This is a genomic window from Epilithonimonas caeni DSM 17710, assembly GCF_000426465.1.
GTDB classification, from domain to species: domain Bacteria; phylum Bacteroidota; class Bacteroidia; order Flavobacteriales; family Weeksellaceae; genus Epilithonimonas; species Epilithonimonas caeni.
The window spans coordinates 169,963-189,033 of the sequence record NZ_AUFK01000017.1; the positions used below are offsets into that span (position 1 = coordinate 169,963).

Annotated in this window: 16 protein-coding genes; 5 read left to right on the forward strand and 11 right to left on the reverse strand. The window is 37.1% G+C overall.

Translation table 11 applies throughout. The features are described from left to right. Positions 1 to 63 precede the first annotated feature (63 nt). The 10 genes from K319_RS0110980 to K319_RS0111025 form a co-directional block, all read right to left on the reverse strand. Positions 64 to 1,398: a trigger factor gene (locus tag K319_RS0110980; protein ID WP_027383714.1), complete on the reverse strand. Its 1,335-nt coding sequence runs from the start codon at positions 1,396 to 1,398 to the stop codon at positions 64 to 66. 107 nt (positions 1,399 to 1,505) lie between these two features. Then, positions 1,506 to 2,018 (reverse strand): hypothetical protein, encoded by a 513-nt coding sequence (locus K319_RS0110985; protein ID WP_027383715.1) that lies wholly within the window; start codon positions 2,016 to 2,018, stop codon positions 1,506 to 1,508. A gap of 28 nt (positions 2,019 to 2,046) precedes the next feature. Further along, positions 2,047 to 3,795, reverse strand: coding sequence for a hypothetical protein (locus tag K319_RS0110990; protein ID WP_156907093.1), 1,749 nt, complete (start codon positions 3,793 to 3,795; stop codon positions 2,047 to 2,049). 226 nt (positions 3,796 to 4,021) lie between these two features. Further along, the gene (locus tag K319_RS0110995) at positions 4,022 to 4,582 is read right to left on the reverse strand and encodes a hypothetical protein (protein ID WP_027383717.1); all 561 of its coding nucleotides are present in this window, start codon (positions 4,580 to 4,582) and stop codon (positions 4,022 to 4,024) included. A 28-nt stretch (positions 4,583 to 4,610) separates the two neighbouring features. After that, complete coding sequence (locus K319_RS0111000; protein ID WP_027383718.1) at positions 4,611 to 6,995, reverse strand: TonB-dependent receptor; 2,385 nt, start codon at positions 6,993 to 6,995, stop codon at positions 4,611 to 4,613. Positions 6,996 to 7,366: 371 nt separating this feature from the next. After that, positions 7,367 to 7,726 (reverse strand): hypothetical protein, encoded by a 360-nt coding sequence (locus K319_RS0111005; protein WP_027383719.1) that lies wholly within the window; start codon positions 7,724 to 7,726, stop codon positions 7,367 to 7,369. Between the two features lie 154 nt (positions 7,727 to 7,880). Further along, a complete protein-coding gene (locus K319_RS0111010) occupies positions 7,881 to 8,909 on the reverse strand; it encodes a nucleoid-associated protein (protein WP_027383720.1) in 1,029 nt (342 codons plus the stop codon). 134 nt (positions 8,910 to 9,043) lie between these two features. Then, positions 9,044 to 9,445: a hypothetical protein gene (locus tag K319_RS0111015; protein ID WP_027383721.1), complete on the reverse strand. Its 402-nt coding sequence runs from the start codon at positions 9,443 to 9,445 to the stop codon at positions 9,044 to 9,046. Between the two features lie 12 nt (positions 9,446 to 9,457). Then, the gene (locus K319_RS0111020) at positions 9,458 to 9,997 is read right to left on the reverse strand and encodes a TlpA family protein disulfide reductase (RefSeq protein ID WP_027383722.1); all 540 of its coding nucleotides are present in this window, start codon (positions 9,995 to 9,997) and stop codon (positions 9,458 to 9,460) included. Between the two features lie 10 nt (positions 9,998 to 10,007). Then, positions 10,008 to 10,808 carry a hypothetical protein gene (locus tag K319_RS0111025; RefSeq protein ID WP_027383723.1) on the reverse strand — a complete coding sequence of 267 codons (801 nt, stop codon included), beginning with the start codon at positions 10,806 to 10,808 and terminating at the stop codon, positions 10,008 to 10,010. A gap of 231 nt (positions 10,809 to 11,039) precedes the next feature. Between K319_RS0111025 and K319_RS0111030 the strand changes: the two genes are divergently transcribed. After that, positions 11,040 to 11,381, forward strand: a complete 342-nt coding sequence (locus K319_RS0111030; protein ID WP_027383724.1) for a helix-turn-helix domain-containing protein — start codon at positions 11,040 to 11,042, stop codon at positions 11,379 to 11,381. Positions 11,382 to 11,434: 53 nt separating this feature from the next. On the opposite strand, the gene K319_RS0111035 is transcribed toward K319_RS0111030, so the two are convergent. Continuing rightward, positions 11,435 to 12,115 (reverse strand): hypothetical protein, encoded by a 681-nt coding sequence (locus K319_RS0111035; RefSeq protein WP_027383725.1) that lies wholly within the window; start codon positions 12,113 to 12,115, stop codon positions 11,435 to 11,437. A 467-nt stretch (positions 12,116 to 12,582) separates the two neighbouring features. On the opposite strand from K319_RS0111035, the gene K319_RS0111040 reads away from it, so the two are divergent. From K319_RS0111040 to K319_RS0111055, 4 genes are all read left to right on the forward strand, one after another. Then, the gene (locus K319_RS0111040; RefSeq protein ID WP_156907094.1) at positions 12,583 to 12,894 is read left to right on the forward strand and encodes a hypothetical protein; all 312 of its coding nucleotides are present in this window, start codon (positions 12,583 to 12,585) and stop codon (positions 12,892 to 12,894) included. Between the two features lie 235 nt (positions 12,895 to 13,129). Further along, positions 13,130 to 13,690, forward strand: a complete 561-nt coding sequence (locus K319_RS0111045) for a hypothetical protein (RefSeq protein ID WP_027383727.1) — start codon at positions 13,130 to 13,132, stop codon at positions 13,688 to 13,690. Positions 13,691 to 13,793: 103 nt separating this feature from the next. Then, positions 13,794 to 17,903, forward strand: a complete 4,110-nt coding sequence (locus K319_RS0111050; RefSeq protein WP_084403437.1) for a beta strand repeat-containing protein — start codon at positions 13,794 to 13,796, stop codon at positions 17,901 to 17,903. Between the two features lie 138 nt (positions 17,904 to 18,041). Continuing rightward, positions 18,042 to 18,704, forward strand: coding sequence for a hypothetical protein (locus K319_RS0111055; protein WP_051230624.1), 663 nt, complete (start codon positions 18,042 to 18,044; stop codon positions 18,702 to 18,704). Positions 18,705 to 19,071 lie beyond the last annotated feature (367 nt).

The following is a 19,071-nucleotide window of genomic DNA, read 5'->3' on the forward strand; positions in this document are numbered from 1 at the left end:
CACGTTAACCAAATAAAAAACGCTCCGGAATCTGGAGCGTTTTTCAATATATTTTGAGGAAAATTATTTCTTCAATACTTCAAGAAACTCATCGTGAGAGATCTTCGTTTCCTTCTTTTTAGATTTTTCAAGGATTACATCTTTCAACTTGGCCATAGCAACTTCAGAAGATATTTGTCTTACCTGGTTTTCGTCTTTCAACATTTCCGCAGCATATTTCTGAACCTCATCATCACCTAAATGGTGGATCCCGTAGATGGCTAACTGGTTTCTCACCAATTGCTCAGCTTGCCCAAGCACTTCTGAATAATCCAATTGAATCTCATTATCGTTCATCAATTTTCCTTCAAGGATCTGACCCTTGATAATGTTCTTCTCGTTTTCAAGAATTTCTTTTGCCTGAGCTTCAGAAGTGATATTTTGGTTAGAGAACAATAACCATTTGATCAGGAATTCTTCTGGTAATTTGATTTCTTCTTTCTCGTTAACCTGCTCTAGGATTTTGTTTACGAAATGAACATCAGCATTTTGTTGGAAATATTCATCCAATTCAGTTTTCACTCTGGCTTTCAGTTCTTCTTCAGTTGTGATAACGTCTTTACCGTAAACTTTGTCGAATAATTCTTGGTTAAGTTCCGCAAGGTTCAATCCGTAGATATCTTTTACAGTTACTTCAACCTCGTTATGGTGAAGGTGTTCTGCTTCATCTTTGCTGAATCCTAATTGTTTTGCCAATTCTTCTTTAGAAACTAGATCTTCTTTAGAAACTTTTACAGAATCCTCTTTTTTCAATTTTTTAACCAGATCGTAAGCTTCTTTCTGTTCCTTAGAAATCGTTATATTTTTTGGAGCGTGGTGGTGCTCACCTTCTGCATCAGCTTCTACAACTTGAGAAATTTCTAATGCAACGTAAGAATCCTTACCGATTTTTTCCTCAGGAACTCTTTCTGCAAAACGCTTTTGCATATTTTCTACACTTGTAGAGATTTCTTTGTCAGAAGCTTCTACTTTGTAGTGAGGTGCTTCGTATTTAGTCAGATCCACAGTGAATTCTGGCTCATATCCAACTTCAAAAGCCACAGACAAAGATTCTGCATTGTGGTTGAAGTCGTTGACTGGCTGAGGAACCGGTTGTCCGACCAATCTCAGTTTGTTTTCGTTTACATAACCGTTTAGAGCCTCAGAAACCTGCTTGTTGATTTCTTCGAAAGCGATTCCAGCCTCATATTGTTTTCTTACCATACTCAATGGCACTTTCCCTTTTCTGAATCCAGGAACTTGTGCATTTTTAGCATAGTTGATCAATTGCTTTTCTACTTTGTCCTTATAATCTGCTTTCTCCAATGTTACTGTAAGTAGCGCACTTACCTCATCGTGGTTTTTAGCTGTAACGTTCATTAATTGAAATTTTTAGGTTGCAAAAGTATGCAAATTCTGAGGAACTTCAAAATTAAATACAATCTTGATATTTATAAAAAATCATAATTTTTATATAAATGATGTTCTTAAGAAGCTTTCCAAAAAGTCCAGACCGCCCCATTGAAAACAGCCAGCATCTTTTTTGTCGTGTCATAAACTATCATTCCCGGTGTTGGGGAAACAATATTAAGATGTGGGTCGGCCACTTTTGGCAGGATCATGGCTCTATTTGTATCTTCCAAAACCAATATCCCAGGCGTTGATGTGACTGTTCCAAAAGAAACTTTCGCAGCGGTTTCTTCTACCAGGCCATCCTGCAGTGTAGTATCGGCAGTTCCATCACTATTTATGGAAAGGTCTTTCCACGCATTACTTTCGTAGACCTTTACTTTTTTGTCATTTAAATCGAAAATCATAGTTCCATTTACCACTCCGGAAACGACACTTGCGCTCGTCACCCAGGGAAGAACCAGACCTCTGTTCTCTGTACCAAATTCAATAGAAGAAGACGCAGACTCCAATACGGTCTTTCCAATTGCAACTTGGGAAAAACTGCAAGAATAAACAAGAATAAAAGTTGACAATAAGGATTTTTTCATTTGTTTGTGTGTTGGTTTTTTATTTTTATTAATCCGGACAGGCCTGTGTATTGAAACATTTCCAGCCAGTGACTGTTCCGTCCGTATTGATCTGTAAACAGTTCAATGTCGTATTGTAAATCATCATTCCTTCTTTCAGATCACCAGTTGGAATTTGTTCAACTTGGGCCGTCGTTAATCTATTAACCACAAAACCTTTGGTCTTGGATTCCAAAACCAGCCAGGCTCCTTTCCTTGTTTCCGGCCAGTTGGTATCTCCCGGGCTGGCCCTGGTCAAAGAAGTGATGCCACTTGGGGAAGGCAAAGCTGTTCCCGATGTAATCGCCGGTTTATAACATACTGGATCACCTCCCGTTACATTTATCGTAACAGTTGCTGTGCTACAACTACTTGGTAAACTAATTCTACATATCTGATAAGTCATAGTATAAGTTCCCGTCAAGACATTTGACCCAACTTGTACCAAACCTGTAGATGTATCAAGCGTAACATTGGGATTGGATGTAGAAACCTGCGTGAGAATCACATTAGAAGTTGTCGCAGCAACGCCATTATACTGCTCAAGATCATTGGCCAGAACAGATGCTACAGAGGAAGAGCCTGCATTGACGGCAAAAGTATCACTATTTGCAACAGGTGGAAAGCTGCCATCCATATTCGGGCACAATCCAATATCGGTAGTCAAAGAAGCTCCGCAAGCACCACCTGCCGAGCAATCGAATGTCACATTTGCCGAAGCAGCCGTCGTGGTAGTTCCAGAAGTATTTATATAACTGGGCGCGTTGGCAAAAATCGCAGTTGCGCCTTGAGTTCCTGATTTTATCATTGTGCCCTCGTACTGCGAATATCTTGTAAAATCCAGATCAGGTCCCACTTTAGCTCCGTTGGGATTGATCTGATTGATGACATATACAAACCCTTTCTTTGAAGATGAGACCGGTCCTTTGATGGTCGCACCATTAGGTTGCCATGTCGTTATTTTCAAAAGTCCCTCATTATATATGGAAGATGTGCTTGAGCCATTTATAGATCCTTTGGAATAAAATGTACCGTAGTTCTCCAAACGACTGTTCGCACCCATATCCACAGTTCCCGTTCCAACATTGAAGATCCCGGTATTGATAACCCTTCCGCTGCTCAGGTTGTATCCCTGGGCCGTATTCATCGTACCACAATTGATATAAGTGGTCGCATTACTGCTGCTGAAATTCTGCCCGACATTGATAATTCCAAAATTTCTAAATGTGGTTGTTCCAGATATATTGATGTTACTTGTAATAGAATAAGTTCCGTAATTATCTATAACGTTAGTAGCGCCGTTATTTCCAAACCCTAGAACGCCGACATCCACGACCCCCCGATTGGTCAGGGTATTTGCAGTTCCGCCGAAAGTGAAATTATTATTCCCTGAAGTTCCGGACCTCATTGTTCCACCACTTGCAATATTGATGGTAAGATTAGAATTGATATTCGGATTTTGATTGAATTGCAATGTTCCTGCAATTTCAAAAGTAACATTGCTTCCGTTGGCAGAATTAACATTATTCTGTATGACCAAAGTAACTCCAGGCGCAATGCAGATCTTAGAATCATTCTCAAAAGTAACATCGCTCAGGGTAGTGTTCGTCGTAAAACAAACAACACTACCAGATGAGAATATATAGTTACTACTTGTAGGATTTGTAACCGTACAACTTGTACATTGGGAATAATAGTTTATTGACAGAAATAAAAGGAATAACAAATATCCGTCATTCTTAAAACAAATTTTAATCATTTCATTTTGTGTATGTTTGATAAATCAAAAATATTTGTCAGAATGTGTTAATTTCCAACAAATCAACACCAAAATTAGGAATTTACTATGAATAATATTTTCATCCCATGTTAATTAATAGTAATATTTAAATATTTTTTCAACATAAAACCCACTCCACACTTCCAATATAAAAAATAAAGACGCCCTCAAAAAGAACATCTTTATTTATAATTTAAAATATCAGTTAATGAACATCCACTGTAATATCAACATCGGTTTCTCCTCCTGTGGTCTGACCTAATTGATTGGTGGCGGAAGGATAGTTTTGATTAACACTTGCAGGGCCGTGAATTAATTTGATATTCATTTTTCCGGTTTCTTGTGTAGAATTAACTGTCCATTCTGTTCTCAATCCTAATCTTTGTCCGTCTGTTCTTACAATATCGTTTGCAGCTCTTATCACAACAATGTCAGCATTCGCTGGACCGAATGTAATGAAGTGATGGTCTTTTTCTTCCTCGATCTCATCAGAAGAATGATAATGGTCATCGTGTTTGATCTGGAAATCCAATACCGCCGTATAAGTATCTCCGGTATGCAAATGCAAATGCCCGTCTGCCTGTCCGCTAATTACATTAACGGTTTGAACGTCACTTGCGTCAGCTTTATTCGTTAATGTTAAAACAACTTTCCCGATCTCATCGTGCTCATGAACATCCTCTGGAACTGTGTCATCATCATTTCGACAAGAGAAGATGAAAAGTGAAACTAAAAGAACTAATGTAATATTGATAAATTTTTTCATTTTGATTTAAATTTTAAGTTTTTAATAATTAAAAATTGTATTTCAGAGTGACCACGAAGTTTCTTCCAGGCTCGTACATATAATATCTCAGCCTGTTAAGATATTCACGATACTCTGTGTTAAATAGGTTATTGATTCTGAAATTAAGATTCAGATTTTTGTATAAGTTTGCTCCAATTGAAGCATTAAATAAAGTATAGGCGGCTGGCGTAGAACTGAAATCAACTGTCTCATTATATTCTACGCCATCTTTAATAAAAGTTACCGGAAGATTTCTTATCGGAAAACGATTTTGTTTAAATGTATTCTCGTTCTCCAAAGCGATATAGAAATTCTTTGGCTTATTAAGAGTCAATTCAATTGAGTTTCTTAATTTCGCTGGCATCATTAGAATCAATGGTTCATTATTCGAAAGGTCGTCACCTCTCAAAATACTGAAACCCGATTTCCATTTCAGATTAGACAAGATAGATAATTCCGCATCAGCATCAACGCCTATCATTCTGGCTTTGATCTGCTGATAGGTCCAAACCGGGAACACACCTCTATTGGTATTGAGAACACTGCTTGGAACTTGATTCACAAAACTGTCAGAATACATCAAGTAAGGATTGATTTCCAAATGTAACCCTCTCAACAAATCAAGATGACCGACCAGTGAAAGATTAATATTATAAACCGTTTCTTTCTTGATATTCAGATTTCCTTCTTCCATAATGGCTGCAGAATGATGCAATCCGTCAGAGAAAAGTTCCGCAGGATTTGGCGTCCTTTCAGCTCTTGATAAATTAAGTCTAAACTCGTAATCCTGAGTCGGTTTATAGTCCAATCCCAGATTCGCAGATAGATTATGATAATCCAAAATAGGTCTCGTCAAAGTTCTGCTGCCAGATTCCTGTACAAAAAACTGTGGGAAGATCGCTGCATAATTCGCTTCCCATTTATCAGAATCATAATATTTATACGAATCATATCTGCTGAAATCATATCTCACAGCAGCCTCTGCATTGAGTTTAGAATTGAATTTATATTTAAAAACAGAAAAAGCGCCTGCGTCATATCTGTAATAATCCGGGATCAATCGTCTTGCTTTGGTCGCAGGATTTGGATAATTATCCTGATAACCGGCAGAAATCCCGCTTTCCAGACTCCAATTGGAACGCTCAAGCAAATGAATCAAACTCGCCGAATGTGTAATGAGCCTCAAATCCATAGAAGGCAATTCATTCAGCTCGCCTCTTCGGATATCATATTCCTTTCTTCTGTTAAGCTGAAAACTATATTGAAAAGTCAGTTTTCCGAAATCAGCGAAACGTCTGTAAGCAGTTAATTTTGCAATATGATGCTCCACCTCTTGCTTTGGATGGTCTATATCATAACTGAAGTTGTCCAAAAAGTAGGGCTGTCCAAAATTAACGGCGTTGTAAAAATCCTCGGGACTCGACAAATGTGCACCCTTGTAGATTCCGAACTCCTGGTTGGTTCCGCTATATGAAACATCAAAACCTTGCAGAAAATTATGTTTACCGAAAGAGAAATTAAAAGAATTAAATTCCATTCCGGTATTTTGCAACGTATGGTGCGGAACATATTCGTCACCCGTTTTTCGGTAACTTCCGCCCGCCTTTACAAACCACTGGTTTTCCCAGGCTTTGAGAACGTTAGCCCCAATTTCTCCGCCTCTGCCATTAGAGATCCCTGAAAGTCTCACGCTCCCCATTACGGTATCTTTCTTCGGAAGGTTTGACGGTTCTAAAATGACAACGCCGCCGACGCCTTCATTCCCGTACTTCAAAGCGGATGCCCCTTTTACAACATCAATATGTTCAAAATCATTGACATCGATATTAGGTGCGTGCTCTACTCCCCATTCCTGTTCCGCCATTTTCACACCATTGTTCACGATAGAAATTCGGCTTCCGTATAATCCCCGGATAACAGGCTTTGTAATATTATTTCCTGTTTTCAAAGCTGAAACCCCAGAAATTTTTGACAAAAGATTTCCAAGATTTTCTGTGGAATTCCTTTCGATTTCCGTTTTATCCAGCGTTCTCATAATCACAGAACCTTTGGTTTTATGATTGCCGTGGACGGTAACAGATTGAATATCATTGACGTGATGCTCCAACGTAATCGTCAAATGAACATCCTGCGTAACTCCTACATTTTCAGTATAATCATTACAATCAGGATGTTTTGCAATGAGTTTATATTGACCTGCGGGAATCTGTTTAAAAGAAAACTTTCCCGTTTTATCTGTTCTGGTTGAGAATTCACCGATTTTTACCACAGCATTTTCCAGCATCGTTTTGTCGTGAAAATCCTGAACAGTCCCTTGAACAGTATATGTTTTCTGTGCGTTTGTAATTGCCAATCCGCAAAAGACCAGCAATAAGCTATATATCAATTTCATTGTAAAATAAAAGATTGCATACTTTTCTCTTCAAAAAAGCATCTGTAAAAAAATCTTGAAATTTTGTTGTAATTATCGACTTTTTGCACATTCAGAATGCACAATTTGTAATTAAGAGAAAATAAACAACTGAATGTAAGCCTTTTATATTTTCTCTATTTTCTTTCATCTACTTAACACCATTTTATCTTTTAATATTTGTTCCGATAGGAGCAGTATGTTTGTAGTAGATTATTGAACGTGTAAGAAAGAACTCCGGAGGAGTTCAATATTTACCAATAAATTCTAAGCACAAATGGTATAATATCCAAAACAAACCTCAAAGGCTCATTTTTTCATTAATAAAAATTAAAATAGTCGATAAAGCGTAATTATGAAATTGATGGAGGACCGCGAAGCTGAAAGGTGTATTTGGTCGCTGACCATATTTTTTCCTGTACAGAAAAAGTTTGTTTTGCCTCGTTGGTGTGGTTCTCAAAATGAAAAGCGAATTCTTCCGGAACCAATGAGTTTCCAGTCGCAAGAAAATGACAAGCCAGACAGTCGCCGGATTGGCTCTTGGAAACTTCTTTGGAAATGCTTTTCTCCGTTTTTTTGAAACCCGAATCTTTGAAGTAGGATTCGCCTGAGTGATTGTGTAATTGTGAAGAAAACAAAGCCACAAAAAGATACATCACGGCAAAAAATACCGAGATAAAATTCTTAACAGCTTTGTTGTTTCTGATTAACATCAATGCAAATGTAGAAATTTTTTGTGAAAAACAGAGATTATGTTAAATTCTAAAAAAATTATAGGCTTTTAAATTGCTCGCAGATTAAAAAAAGGAGCGGATTTTTTATCATCTGCAAAATCTGCCCAATCGGCGAGAAAATTATTTTACATTTTTACTTTTCTTCTTCAAAGTACAAACGGTAATATTTCCCTTTTTCATCCTGTCCGGTTTCTATCATTTTTCGGTCTCCGTGGATGTAGATGTGGAAATTCTTATCAAGTTTGATGATGGATTTAAAATGTCGTTGCTGCTTTTTAACCGCCTGGTTATTAATTGGAAAATCTTCCGAGATCGAGATCTGCATATCCTGCTCATAATCGGATTTGAAGTTGGAAAAACTTTCGATCACGTTCTCGTCCTCCAAAACTTCTTTTACAAAATCATCATACTTGAACTCTTCTTTTTCTTTGAAGAAATTAATGGACTTATTCAGGAAATCAGCCTGGTCCGCTTTGGAGACTTCAAATTCCTGAGGTAATTGTTGCGTGATAAAATCCTTGTAAACAGACAAAGTTTCCTGGGTGTGAAAATACTCGTCGTCACGTTGTTTTACCTTCAAGAAGTCCTCGAACCAATAATACATATCGCCGTTTTTGTTATTATCAACAACCGACAAGATGTAGCCACTCTCTTTTTCACTGTTATATATCAAAGCCGCTTTATCAATCTTGGACAAACTGATTCCGAAATCTCTTTCAATTTCAAAAGACTCATCCTGAGGATTGATTTTCAGGAAACCTTCTCTCTTCTCCGTTTTGAAGATCCCGATAGAATCTGTTTTTTCACTCTTGCCGTCAGCCGATTCAAAAACCTCGCCTTCAAAATAAACAACGAACAACTCGCCAGCCTGAACTCTAGGATTTTCCGCCGCTTCGTAAAGATGTTTGGCAATATTCTCAGATTCCCACTGGAACTTGGCCTTGTCTTCAAAAATCTCGGACACAGAACTGTAAACAGGATTATTCACAAGATAGGAATCACTGTAAAACTGGAACTGTTCTTCGGATTTGAAAGCGCTCATAAAGTAATTCCCGAGCAATTCCTTCATCTCTTCTTCCAACTGAAGCTCTTCCTGGGAAAGTGTTAGGGATTCTCCATTGATCTTATTCCCGACTCTATGAACTGTAATTTTTGAAAACATTGTTTGTTGTTTAGGATTGCAAAGATAATTTTTTCTCTTGTTTTCTAACGAATCAAAATACTGTCATTGCGAACGAAGTGAAACAATCTTAATATTAGTAGCAAAAAATCCCCAAGCTCTCGCCCGGGAATTTTTCATTTATTAATTGTCATGATCGTTTCTTCCGAAACTTTATATTCTCCTTTCTGATAAATTTCTTTATTCAAAAGTATTTCATAAGTGTAAATACCTTTTGGAAAGTCATATATACATTCTTTAGATTCTTTCGGAATTACTAATGCTTTTTTAATTTCCTCATCTTCTATTTTTCCAATTAAGTTTACTGCTATTTTTTCATCCATTTTGTTTTTGAAACAAAAACTATCCACTGTTTTCGAATTAGGATCAACGGATTTTCCATTTCCTTTGATTGCAGAAAAACCTTGTATCAATATGTTTCCAATAGCAATGCCTTTGTCAAGACCTGTATTTTGGGATTTAAAAAAAAGAGGAATGAGCAACAAAAAAGCAATCAGTAGATAATTGTTTTTTGTCATTGTTTTTATTGATTATTTTAATGAGCCGATAATTGAAGTGATTTCCTTTTTGTCCATAGAACCTTCGATCTTTTTTACAACTTTACCACTTTTAATAAAATAAGTGATCGGGACAATTTCCGTATAAATAAGACTCTTCTCGCTTCTATTTTCCAGGAAATTACGGATAGCCTTTCTGTAAGCTGCATTCTGGAGGGTAACATCCGGGAGCGATTTATTTTTCATAAGAAAATCCTTTAGTTTCCCGCTGTCCTTATCTATAGAAAGCGTTGCAAACCTCACATCCGGGAATTCTTTCTGAAGTTCTAAAAACATTGGCATTTCTTCTACGCAAGGCTTACACCACGTCGCCCATAAATTGATCACGACTAATTGGTCGGTAGAAAGAAACTGTTTGTAAAAATCACTGGATTTTATATCATAGTGATTATTAACTTCAATATCATCTTTTTGTTTTCCGAGATGCAAGGTCCCAATATCCAGCCCCATATTGTAGATAATAAATAAAGCGACCAGTAAAATCCAAAAAATTCTAAACAGTTTCTTTTTCATAATGTATATATTAGTTTTTTATGGTAGAAAAATTCCTCACAATAATAATTCCATCTTCATTTACCAGATATTTCCCTGCCTTTACTACAATTTTTTCTCCAGCTTTTTTCGCTTCCACAATATTATTGTTTAGCATCATATCTTCATCAAAAGATAAAAACCCGTTATTTTTTTGAGCTAAAGATAATAATTCCTGATTCTGTGATAAATCTATAGTTAAGATTCCGCCAACATTTGTAGCTGCATTTTTAGTGAATGGTACTTTTACACAAAAAGCATATGAATAGCTGTAATTATGTCCAAAGATTTGACCTTGATGTGTTTCAACCCAACAAACTGACCTGGCACTTATGACGCTTGGTTCAAAAGCAATTTGTCCGTCTATAACTTTATATTCTCCTGCCTTCATTGCGTAAGCCTGATCATCACCTAATGTTTTGTTTGGATCATACAAAATTTGATCATTTTCAATTTTTATGGTTTTTAAGTTTTTAATATTTTCATTAGTTGTTAATTTTTTATTAGTAGCAAAGCTATCCTCCAAGTTCATTATAACCACATTGGATTCATTATTATTTTTATTTGTAATAATGTAATGGCATTCTGTGTCTTTCCATATATCTACACTAAAACTCCCAACCCCACAACAAGAAATGGTTGTACAGATCTTTAATCTGATTTTATTATTAGTCGATTGAGAATTTGTGATTGCTAATAAATCTTCGGCATTTGGATTCATATAATTTTGTCCCGATGCAAAACCATTAATAAGTAAAATCAATAACACTCCAAATTTAAACATTTTTTTCATAATTCAAATTGTTTTTTTTACGATAATAAATCGTTTTTTAGTTTTTAATAAATTTTTTACACATTTGTTTTCCGGATAACAGAGACAAAACTATTCATTAGAATTGATATATTATTGTCCAAAAAAGAAAAATTTTCAGCCATTTTTGATAAATTTTTTGTCAAAATTTATATCATAATTTATTTATTACTGTTTTATTTTTGCATATTTTTGTTCAATTAGTTTTAAGATATGAAAATTGGAAATAAATTGAGAGGACTGAGAAGCGAGAAGGGTTTTAGCACAATGGAGATTGCAGAAAGGTTAGACGTTTCGGAGTCTACTTACAGAAGATACGAGTCCGACAAAAGCTTTCCTGATATCTTTACTCTGGAAAAAATCGCAAAAATCTACGACAAAAGCTTTTTAGAATTGCTCCCTGAAGAAATTGTAATCAATAACCAGCAACAAGGTGGTACTTCTACAAATGCAATTGTTGTTAATCAACTTTCTGAAAAACTTGTAGAGCAATACGAAGCAAGGATCAAAAATCTGGAAGAGCAATTAACCTACTGGAAAGATAAATCAAAATAATTAAAAACAAATCCCCGGGCGAATGCTCGGGGATCCATCATATTGTTTAAAGCTTAAGAATTAGGATTCTCCTCTTGCCCTTTCTTCTCCGCCCTCACCTTGGTCAGCAATTTCGAAATTGTATAATCATCCTTTTTCACAGTATCTTTGAAAACCTTTTTACCATTATTGCTCACTTTGGAGATATAGCTGTAAGCATTCTCAAACAAAACCTTATTCGCTTCTACAAGAGATTTTCGGTTACTCACGATAGCGATCTGCTCCGCATTCCAGGCTTCCAGCTGAGGAAGAATAGGAGGAAAGTACTTCAAAAAATCTTTCGGCATATTGCCAGCGTCTAGTTCTGCCTGATGACTTTCCAGATAAGGCAGCACTTCTCTCAGGTCGTACACAGCACCTTCGATATTTCTTGTCGTCAACTTGCTTCGGATACTGGATATAGAAGCAGATTCCAGTCCGGCATCCTTCACATAATCAATCAGAAACAATAACTTTTGATTAGCCTCATCCGCCAGCCCATATAGCTGCCTGGTCACACTTTTCAGTTCCTCCGTTTTTGCCAGCACAGATGCCGTTTTCCGCACCGCATCAATAGCATTTTGAAATTCGGTCAAAAAATCTGCATCCATCATTTTGTAATGTCCCGCCAATTCAGCCTGATTTCTGTTAAAACTCGTGATCAGCGCATCACCGATCGCAGGATACTCTTCATAGTTTAAATTGTTATTTCCCATTCTCTATGTTTTTGAATTAATTTTATTTACAGTTTTATTTTATTCTTCTGGTTGTTCACTCAACTCCTCTGATTATCTACTCAAGTCTTCTGACTGCCTACTTAACTTCTCCGATTGTCTTCTTAACTCTTCTGATTGTCTTCTTAACTCTTCTGATTGTCTTCTTAATTTCTCTGACTATCTTCTCAAGTCTTCTGACTGTCTACTTAACCCTTCTGATTATCAACCCAACACCTTTTACACTCAAATATATTTATATTTTTATCCAAAAACAAACATTATTCAAAATTATTTCCACATAAACAATTTATTTAATTTAATTTTTAAACAATTTAAAAGAATTATTATTAACAAAAACCTATCAACCATAAAATTATGATTGAATTTTAAAAAACGATAAGATATTATTAAAACAAATAATCACAGATATCTACAATATTTTATCTTTGACACAAATATTCATCAAAATGAGTTCATCCTATCAAAAATACTGTCTATTCTTCTTTTTATTAATGACATTCTCTTTCACCAATGCCCAAACCATAGAAGAAGAAATCGCAAAAAAATCCTGTGAATGCATCCAATCCAAATTATCGCCTGAAGGACAGATCACAAGCCCTGAAATAAAAAAGTGCGTTTCCAAAAGCGGCGATGAAGTTTTGAGATCGAAAGACCCACAAGAAGTGAAAAGAATCACAAAGAACATGGAGGAAGTTGTAGAGCGATTGAAAACAGTCTATCAATTGGTACAAAAATGTTTGCCAAAACAGGACAATTAAAAACAAAGATCCCATAGCAAAAGTTTGGAAATTTCATTTTTAACCCTCTGAGTCTTATTTCACTCTTTTGAAAAAAAACACACCTGATTATCAGGATATTGACATATTATAAAATTCAAATTAGCTTTAAAAGAAGACTTTTGCATTCATATTCGCTTTATAAACAATTATTATTTAAAAATATTCAATAATATAAATAATTTAATGTAAATTTGCGAAAATTTATAACACAAAAATGATAAAAAAATACAAGATAACTCGATCTTTGTTATCTATTTTCCTATTATTTTTTTTTATCAATATTTACAGTCAGATCACGGTTGCTGAGGGTACGGTTTTTTATGTGGAAAAAAACACGATTCTTACGGGAGACATCCAGGTTTCAGCTTCGCAATCTAACAATTCTCAATCCGATCCAACACAAGCCTTATCCTCCAAAAATAAAAAAGACAAAAGGCTTTTAGCTGACGGAACAACAAAGCTAAGGCACAAAAAAAAGAGATCAAATCCTAAAAAGCTAATTCAGGATACATCCGTTGCTGATGCAAACAAGGCAATTTTACTCAAACATCATTGGAAAAATGTTGACAGTTGTTATTTCATCTCCTCAGACTCCGGCAAAAGACAGGTAATAGTTCCTGATCAATATTTGAAATATGACGTTTCTTCGTTACGTTACATTTTTATTTCTAATTATTTTTATAAAGAAGAGCGGAGTTTCTACAAAATCCGATTTCTCTATAACTTACATAACGAAAGCTCCCGTACACGTCCTCCCCCTTTTTTATTATCATAGAAAATTTAATGTAATTACGACATTTTCATAATTACGTCATTAAAACTTTTATCATCAGCTTCCTTTCCAGCGGAAAGGTAAGCTTATAGTTATATACAAAATAATGAAAAAATATACTTTATATTATTCTGCATTTAAAAAAAATGCAGTACAAAAGCTACTGCTTTTCCTATTCTCATTTGTTATAATGCCATGTTGCATTTCGCTTTCTGCACAGCAGCAAAATTCATTTGTTCTTGCCGTTCCGGGACAGAATCTTAATTTCCTAAATGCCAATCGTACACTGATCACCAATATGGGCAATAATGGCTTGTCAGCCGGCTCTGTTTGGCGCTATGACAATCTTATCACAACAAACGGTATTACCATTTATGGTATCCTTACCATCAAAGAGATCAATGGTACCGGTACAACTCTAACAATGTTGGATGACGAAACCGCCGGAACAGGACTTCCAGGTAGATTTCAACCAAGGATAACAACACCCGCCACCGGGGGAAATATCTTGTTTGAGCTAGAATTTTATGAGGTAACCACCAATAACAGGGCTTACATTTCGGAATATTACTTTACAGCGGCCGATATAGATGGGAGCGAATTTGTGGAAATAGGTGGTTACTCAACTTATCAGATAGATGCCACCAGTGGGCTGACCATTACCCAGCAGTCTACAGGCCGAACCAGGTTTGGAGGTATCACAACAGAGCTTGATGGAATAAATTTCGAGAATACCGCAGCTTTTATTGCACAGTACAAATTTCCTTACACCAAAGTTACCTTTGCGCTAGGTAAAAGTAATGCAGGAACAAGTCGCCAGTTTTCTCTACAATTCGGAACTGCAGGAGGAACTTTCACCAATCCGACGACTGTGAGAAACCCGGTAAAACTGATGTACATTACCAAAAAAGCAGATACCGATAATTTTGTCGGAGGAACCACAAGAAAATATACTGTTGTCTTAGATAATATTGGAGCTACTGCGGAAAATGTTACACTTACAGACCCATTACCGGCAGGATTGACCTATGTTCCCAATACGACCACCATCTCGGTACCCGCAGTAAGCGAAGCCGAAAGCGTGGCTGATAACTTCAACTCTGTTTCTTACGCCCGAAATAACGGAATAGCTTGGTGGAAAAATGAATGGACTGAAATAGGAGAAGCCACAGACCCCGCCGCAGGGCAAATCACCATTACGTCCAACGCTTTGCGTTTTGTAACTTTACCAAACGGAAGAGGTATTGAAAGAACAGTTAATCTTTTAAGAGCAACCAATGCTACTTTGTCATTTGCCTATACACAGAGTGCCACAAACGGAACACTGGATGTCCAGGTGTCTTCTAACGGGTCAACTTATGTTTCGATAGGCAGTATTAGCGGAAATACAAGCGGGACATTCACCGGGACTATCGGGGCTGCCTATTTAACAGCAGATACCCGTATACGTTTAGTTAACTCCAGTGGAGGAACATGGGGTACAAAAACAACGACCGTGGATGATCTGACAGTGCAATACACACTTTCGCTAGCCACACAAAACAAGACCAATGCTGCATCTGGAGGAACTTTATTAAATGGTGTACCATCAAATGTGATAGTGAGTGGAGACAATATAACATTACTACCTGGTGCAAAAGCGACTATAACCTTTGATGTAAATGTAAACTGTAATGCCCAGGGAACTATTACAAATACTGCAACCGCTGCTGCTCCGGGATTATATGAAGACTCTATTTCGGCTTCTCACACCGGCTATGTCGACCCGGTAAATGTAACAGGATCCAGTCGTTGTGATGCAGGTACAGAAATACTTACAGCGAGTGGCGCACAAGGTAACCAGCAATACCGCTGGTACGCCGCTTCCAGCGGAGGAACTCCTTTGGCAACCGGAGCATCTTTTACGACACCAAGCATATCCAGCACCACGACCTATTATGTGTCTTTTTACAGCCCCGATACAGGTTGTGAATCCGGGCGCACACCTGTAACAGCTGTTGTATCTTCTGCTGGAGCTATAACCGGCACAGGTGTTATTTCCACGACTACAGGTGCTAACGGAACCACAGGCGATACCGGAACTGTAGCCGCTCCCAATACTGCAGCCAATAATAATGCTTCAGGTACAACCGCCTGGACCAACTTGACCAATATCACGAGTAGTAACAATGCTAATACTTCAGCTACAAATATTGCCGCAAACGGCGGAACTTCACAGTATTTAGAAATCCCTTTCCCTACTATTTCTATTCCTACGGGATATAGTGCCAATAGCATATCGGGAATTGCCGTTGGTATAGAAAGAAACGCTAATAATACAAACAGCATACGTGATAATGTCATTCAACTTCTGAAAAACAATATTGCCGTAGGGGACAATAAAGCAAATACAGGAACATTTTGGCCGAACTCTGATGCCACGGTCACTTATGGAGGAGATACGGATCTTTGGGGAACAACTTGGCAGGCTTCGGATTTCACCAATACAAAACTGCGGATCCAGGTATATAACAATGCGACTGCTACAAGAACTGCAAATATAGATTATGTATATGTTAGAGTTTATTTTGGTGCTTTTGGAGATGACCAAAGCAGCGTAAGCTTCAAAATCTCAGGGATTTCAGGTGCAACAGGATACACTTGGACCGTACCAAATGGCGCAACTATTACGTCCGGACAAGGCTCGGACACAATTCTTGTCAACTTCAACAATGCCGGGCAAAGTGGAACATATAATGTTTGCGCAACACCTTCAAATACTTGTGGAAATGGGACTCAGGTATGTCGTCAGATCGCGATCACCAATAATGTAAACAATGAGATCTCCGGAACTGTTTACAATGACCAGAACGGCGCAGTTAGTCCGGAAAAAGTAGATGGCACACCTATCTCGCAGATCGGAGGGCAGCAATTATATGCAATATTAACACAAAGTGCAACAACAGGTACCCCGGCGGCAAACCGTGCCATATCTTCCGTCACTGTCGATCCCGCTGGAACTTATAAGTTCTCGTATCTTGCCAACACAACCGCAAATTATTACCGCGTTTATATTAAAACAACACCTTACGGTGATGGAATTGCAGTACCTGCAGCTTCAGATTTGCCCGCAGGAGCGGTTTTCAACGGAGCAATTGATAACGATTCCACAAATTCTCTGACCGGAGGCAACTCTAATCTTGGCTATCTTAATGTAACCGCTGGAAACAACACCAACAATACGAATGTTAATTTTGGTATTGCCGTAAGTAACCCGATTGGTAATCCTGATGTTACCAGCACATTGGAAGATACTGCAAAAACATTTAATATTTTAACAAATGACACAGCAACTTCCGGTACTTTAAATGGGGCTACCGTAGATTTGGACCCAACTACTGCCGGAAGACAAACTACCTACACAACAGCTAATGGAACATGGATTGTTGACGACATTGGAAATGTAACTTTTACACCAGTACCAGATTATTTTGGTAATGACTCTATTAATTATACGGTAGAAAACTCATTAGGTTATAAATCTAACCCAACCAGTATTACAATAACTGTAGATCCGGTAAATGATGCTCCTTCTTTTACAAAAGGAGCCGATCAGGTCAACTCCCAGACTTCTTCCGCTACACCTTACACGGTAGCAGGATGGGCCACGAATATCAGTAAAGGACCAGCTAACGAGTCTTTACAATCTGTTAGTTTTATCGTTACCAATAACAATAATGCCTTGTTCAGCGTTCAGCCTACAATCACGGCACTTGGACAGCTACAATACACGATAGCCGGGAATGCTTCAGGAACAGCTTTAGTAAGCGTACGCATTCAGGATGATGGAGGTACAGCCAATGGAGGAGTTGATACTTCAGCTGTTCAGACATTTACAATTACTGTAAATCCTGGCTATTGCTATAAACCAGCAGTGACTGATGCCGGAAATAACATTCCTTCTCAACATGGTGTTACTGCATTATCAAGAGCCGGCGCAAATGGCGATAACTGGCCTATGGTTAGACAAAGTGCATGGACTGTCTTAGAATCTAAAGAAAAAGGATTTGTAATTAACAGAATACCAACCACGGCATCTCTTGCCAATATTACCAATCCCATCATTGGAATGATGGTATACGATGTGGAGGCAAAATGTATTAAAATATACGCCGTAAAATCCGGTGAAACGAATCCATCCTGGTCTTGTTTTGAAACACAAGCTTGTCCGGATTAATATTATCAGTAAAAGTTTTGGGACGTATGATCTCTGCAAACCGGAATCTCCATTATCCCAAAAACTGATTCAATGAAATCAAACAACAATCAACCCTCAATGCATTGTAAGCATTGAAGGTTTAATAGAACAATTAAAATGAGAAATATCAAAAATATTATAGCTGTGGTTGCTTTAATTATGTTTTTGTCTGCAAAAGCACAAGTTGCCATAGGAAAAAATGAACTTTCCAAAATACAACCTGAAAATATGGTAACAAATCCGAATATTTCTTTGGAGTTTTACGATAGCGTAGATAATAAAAAGGGAATTGTATTACCTTGGACTTCCACAGTCAGCAATCAGCCCGTTGCTTATAATTCCACAACCGGAGCAGGCTACAGAGGCATGCAGGGAACAATAGAAAATGGTACATTTATATTCGATCTTTCGGATAAAAATGTAAAATACAGAAAAGATGGTGCATGGTTTAACCTTACTAATGTTACCTATCCTGTTGATGTGGTAAGAGCGGATAATTCTACCGTAACAATTTCTGCAAACAACACATTAGACAGTTCGCTGCAAGATGACAAAATAGAATCCGCTAGTGCTAAAGTGGCAATAGGGGCAAATGCAAACAGCGATACTACGAATGGAATAATGGTACTTACAGATACGGATCGCGCAATGGTTCTGCCCAAAGTAGCAAGTCCACATCTGAATATCATAAATCCTACACCTGGAATGATGGTCTTTGATACTGTAAAGCAACAACTGGCAGTATTTAATGGAACTGTATGGAGTTTTTGGAAACCATAATGTTCATTATATAATTGGACAAAAGTAAAAGCTTAACCCAAGGGTTAAGCTTTTGTTATTTCATTAATCGACTCTTGACGAGGCAGTTTTTCTTTCTCTGATTCATGATATGCATACAATTTTTGTCTGCATTAAATATATTTGAGATAATATTAGAACATGCACCCTTCAAAAAAACAATTAGGATCAGCTAAAAATAAAAAACCGCCGTAAATTTAATATTTACGGCGGTTTTATTATTATTTCTAATTGATGTTATCAATCATTATTTCACTTCTTCTAATATAATAACTACTATAAATCAAATAGTTATATTTTTATGGTACAAATATGGTACAAAAAAGTTATTCTTTATTTATGTATTAAA

What these genes read in the sequence shown, in the direction of transcription:
- K319_RS0111040 (WP_156907094.1), top strand. Translation starts at nt 12,583, where the DNA reads ATGAGTTCATCCTATCAAAAATACTGTCTATTCTTCTTTTTATTAATG.
- K319_RS0111050 (WP_084403437.1), top strand. Translation starts at nt 13,794, where the DNA reads ATGAAAAAATATACTTTATATTATTCTGCATTTAAAAAAAATGCAGTA.
- K319_RS0111025 (WP_027383723.1), bottom strand. Translation starts at nt 10,808, where the DNA reads ATGAAAAAAATGTTTAAATTTGGAGTGTTATTGATTTTACTTATTAAT.
- K319_RS0111035 (WP_027383725.1), bottom strand. Translation starts at nt 12,115, where the DNA reads ATGGGAAATAACAATTTAAACTATGAAGAGTATCCTGCGATCGGTGAT.
- K319_RS0111045 (WP_027383727.1), top strand. Translation starts at nt 13,130, where the DNA reads ATGATAAAAAAATACAAGATAACTCGATCTTTGTTATCTATTTTCCTA.
- K319_RS0111055 (WP_051230624.1), top strand. Translation starts at nt 18,042, where the DNA reads ATGAGAAATATCAAAAATATTATAGCTGTGGTTGCTTTAATTATGTTT.
- K319_RS0110990 (WP_156907093.1), bottom strand. Translation starts at nt 3,795, where the DNA reads ATGATTAAAATTTGTTTTAAGAATGACGGATATTTGTTATTCCTTTTA.
- K319_RS0110980 (WP_027383714.1), bottom strand. Translation starts at nt 1,398, where the DNA reads ATGAACGTTACAGCTAAAAACCACGATGAGGTAAGTGCGCTACTTACA.
- K319_RS0111020 (WP_027383722.1), bottom strand. Translation starts at nt 9,997, where the DNA reads ATGAAAAAGAAACTGTTTAGAATTTTTTGGATTTTACTGGTCGCTTTA.
- K319_RS0111010 (WP_027383720.1), bottom strand. Translation starts at nt 8,909, where the DNA reads ATGTTTTCAAAAATTACAGTTCATAGAGTCGGGAATAAGATCAATGGA.
- K319_RS0111030 (WP_027383724.1), top strand. Translation starts at nt 11,040, where the DNA reads ATGAAAATTGGAAATAAATTGAGAGGACTGAGAAGCGAGAAGGGTTTT.
- K319_RS0110995 (WP_027383717.1), bottom strand. Translation starts at nt 4,582, where the DNA reads ATGAAAAAATTTATCAATATTACATTAGTTCTTTTAGTTTCACTTTTC.
- K319_RS0111005 (WP_027383719.1), bottom strand. Translation starts at nt 7,726, where the DNA reads ATGTTAATCAGAAACAACAAAGCTGTTAAGAATTTTATCTCGGTATTT.
- K319_RS0111015 (WP_027383721.1), bottom strand. Translation starts at nt 9,445, where the DNA reads ATGACAAAAAACAATTATCTACTGATTGCTTTTTTGTTGCTCATTCCT.
- K319_RS0110985 (WP_027383715.1), bottom strand. Translation starts at nt 2,018, where the DNA reads ATGAAAAAATCCTTATTGTCAACTTTTATTCTTGTTTATTCTTGCAGT.
- K319_RS0111000 (WP_027383718.1), bottom strand. Translation starts at nt 6,995, where the DNA reads ATGAAATTGATATATAGCTTATTGCTGGTCTTTTGCGGATTGGCAATT.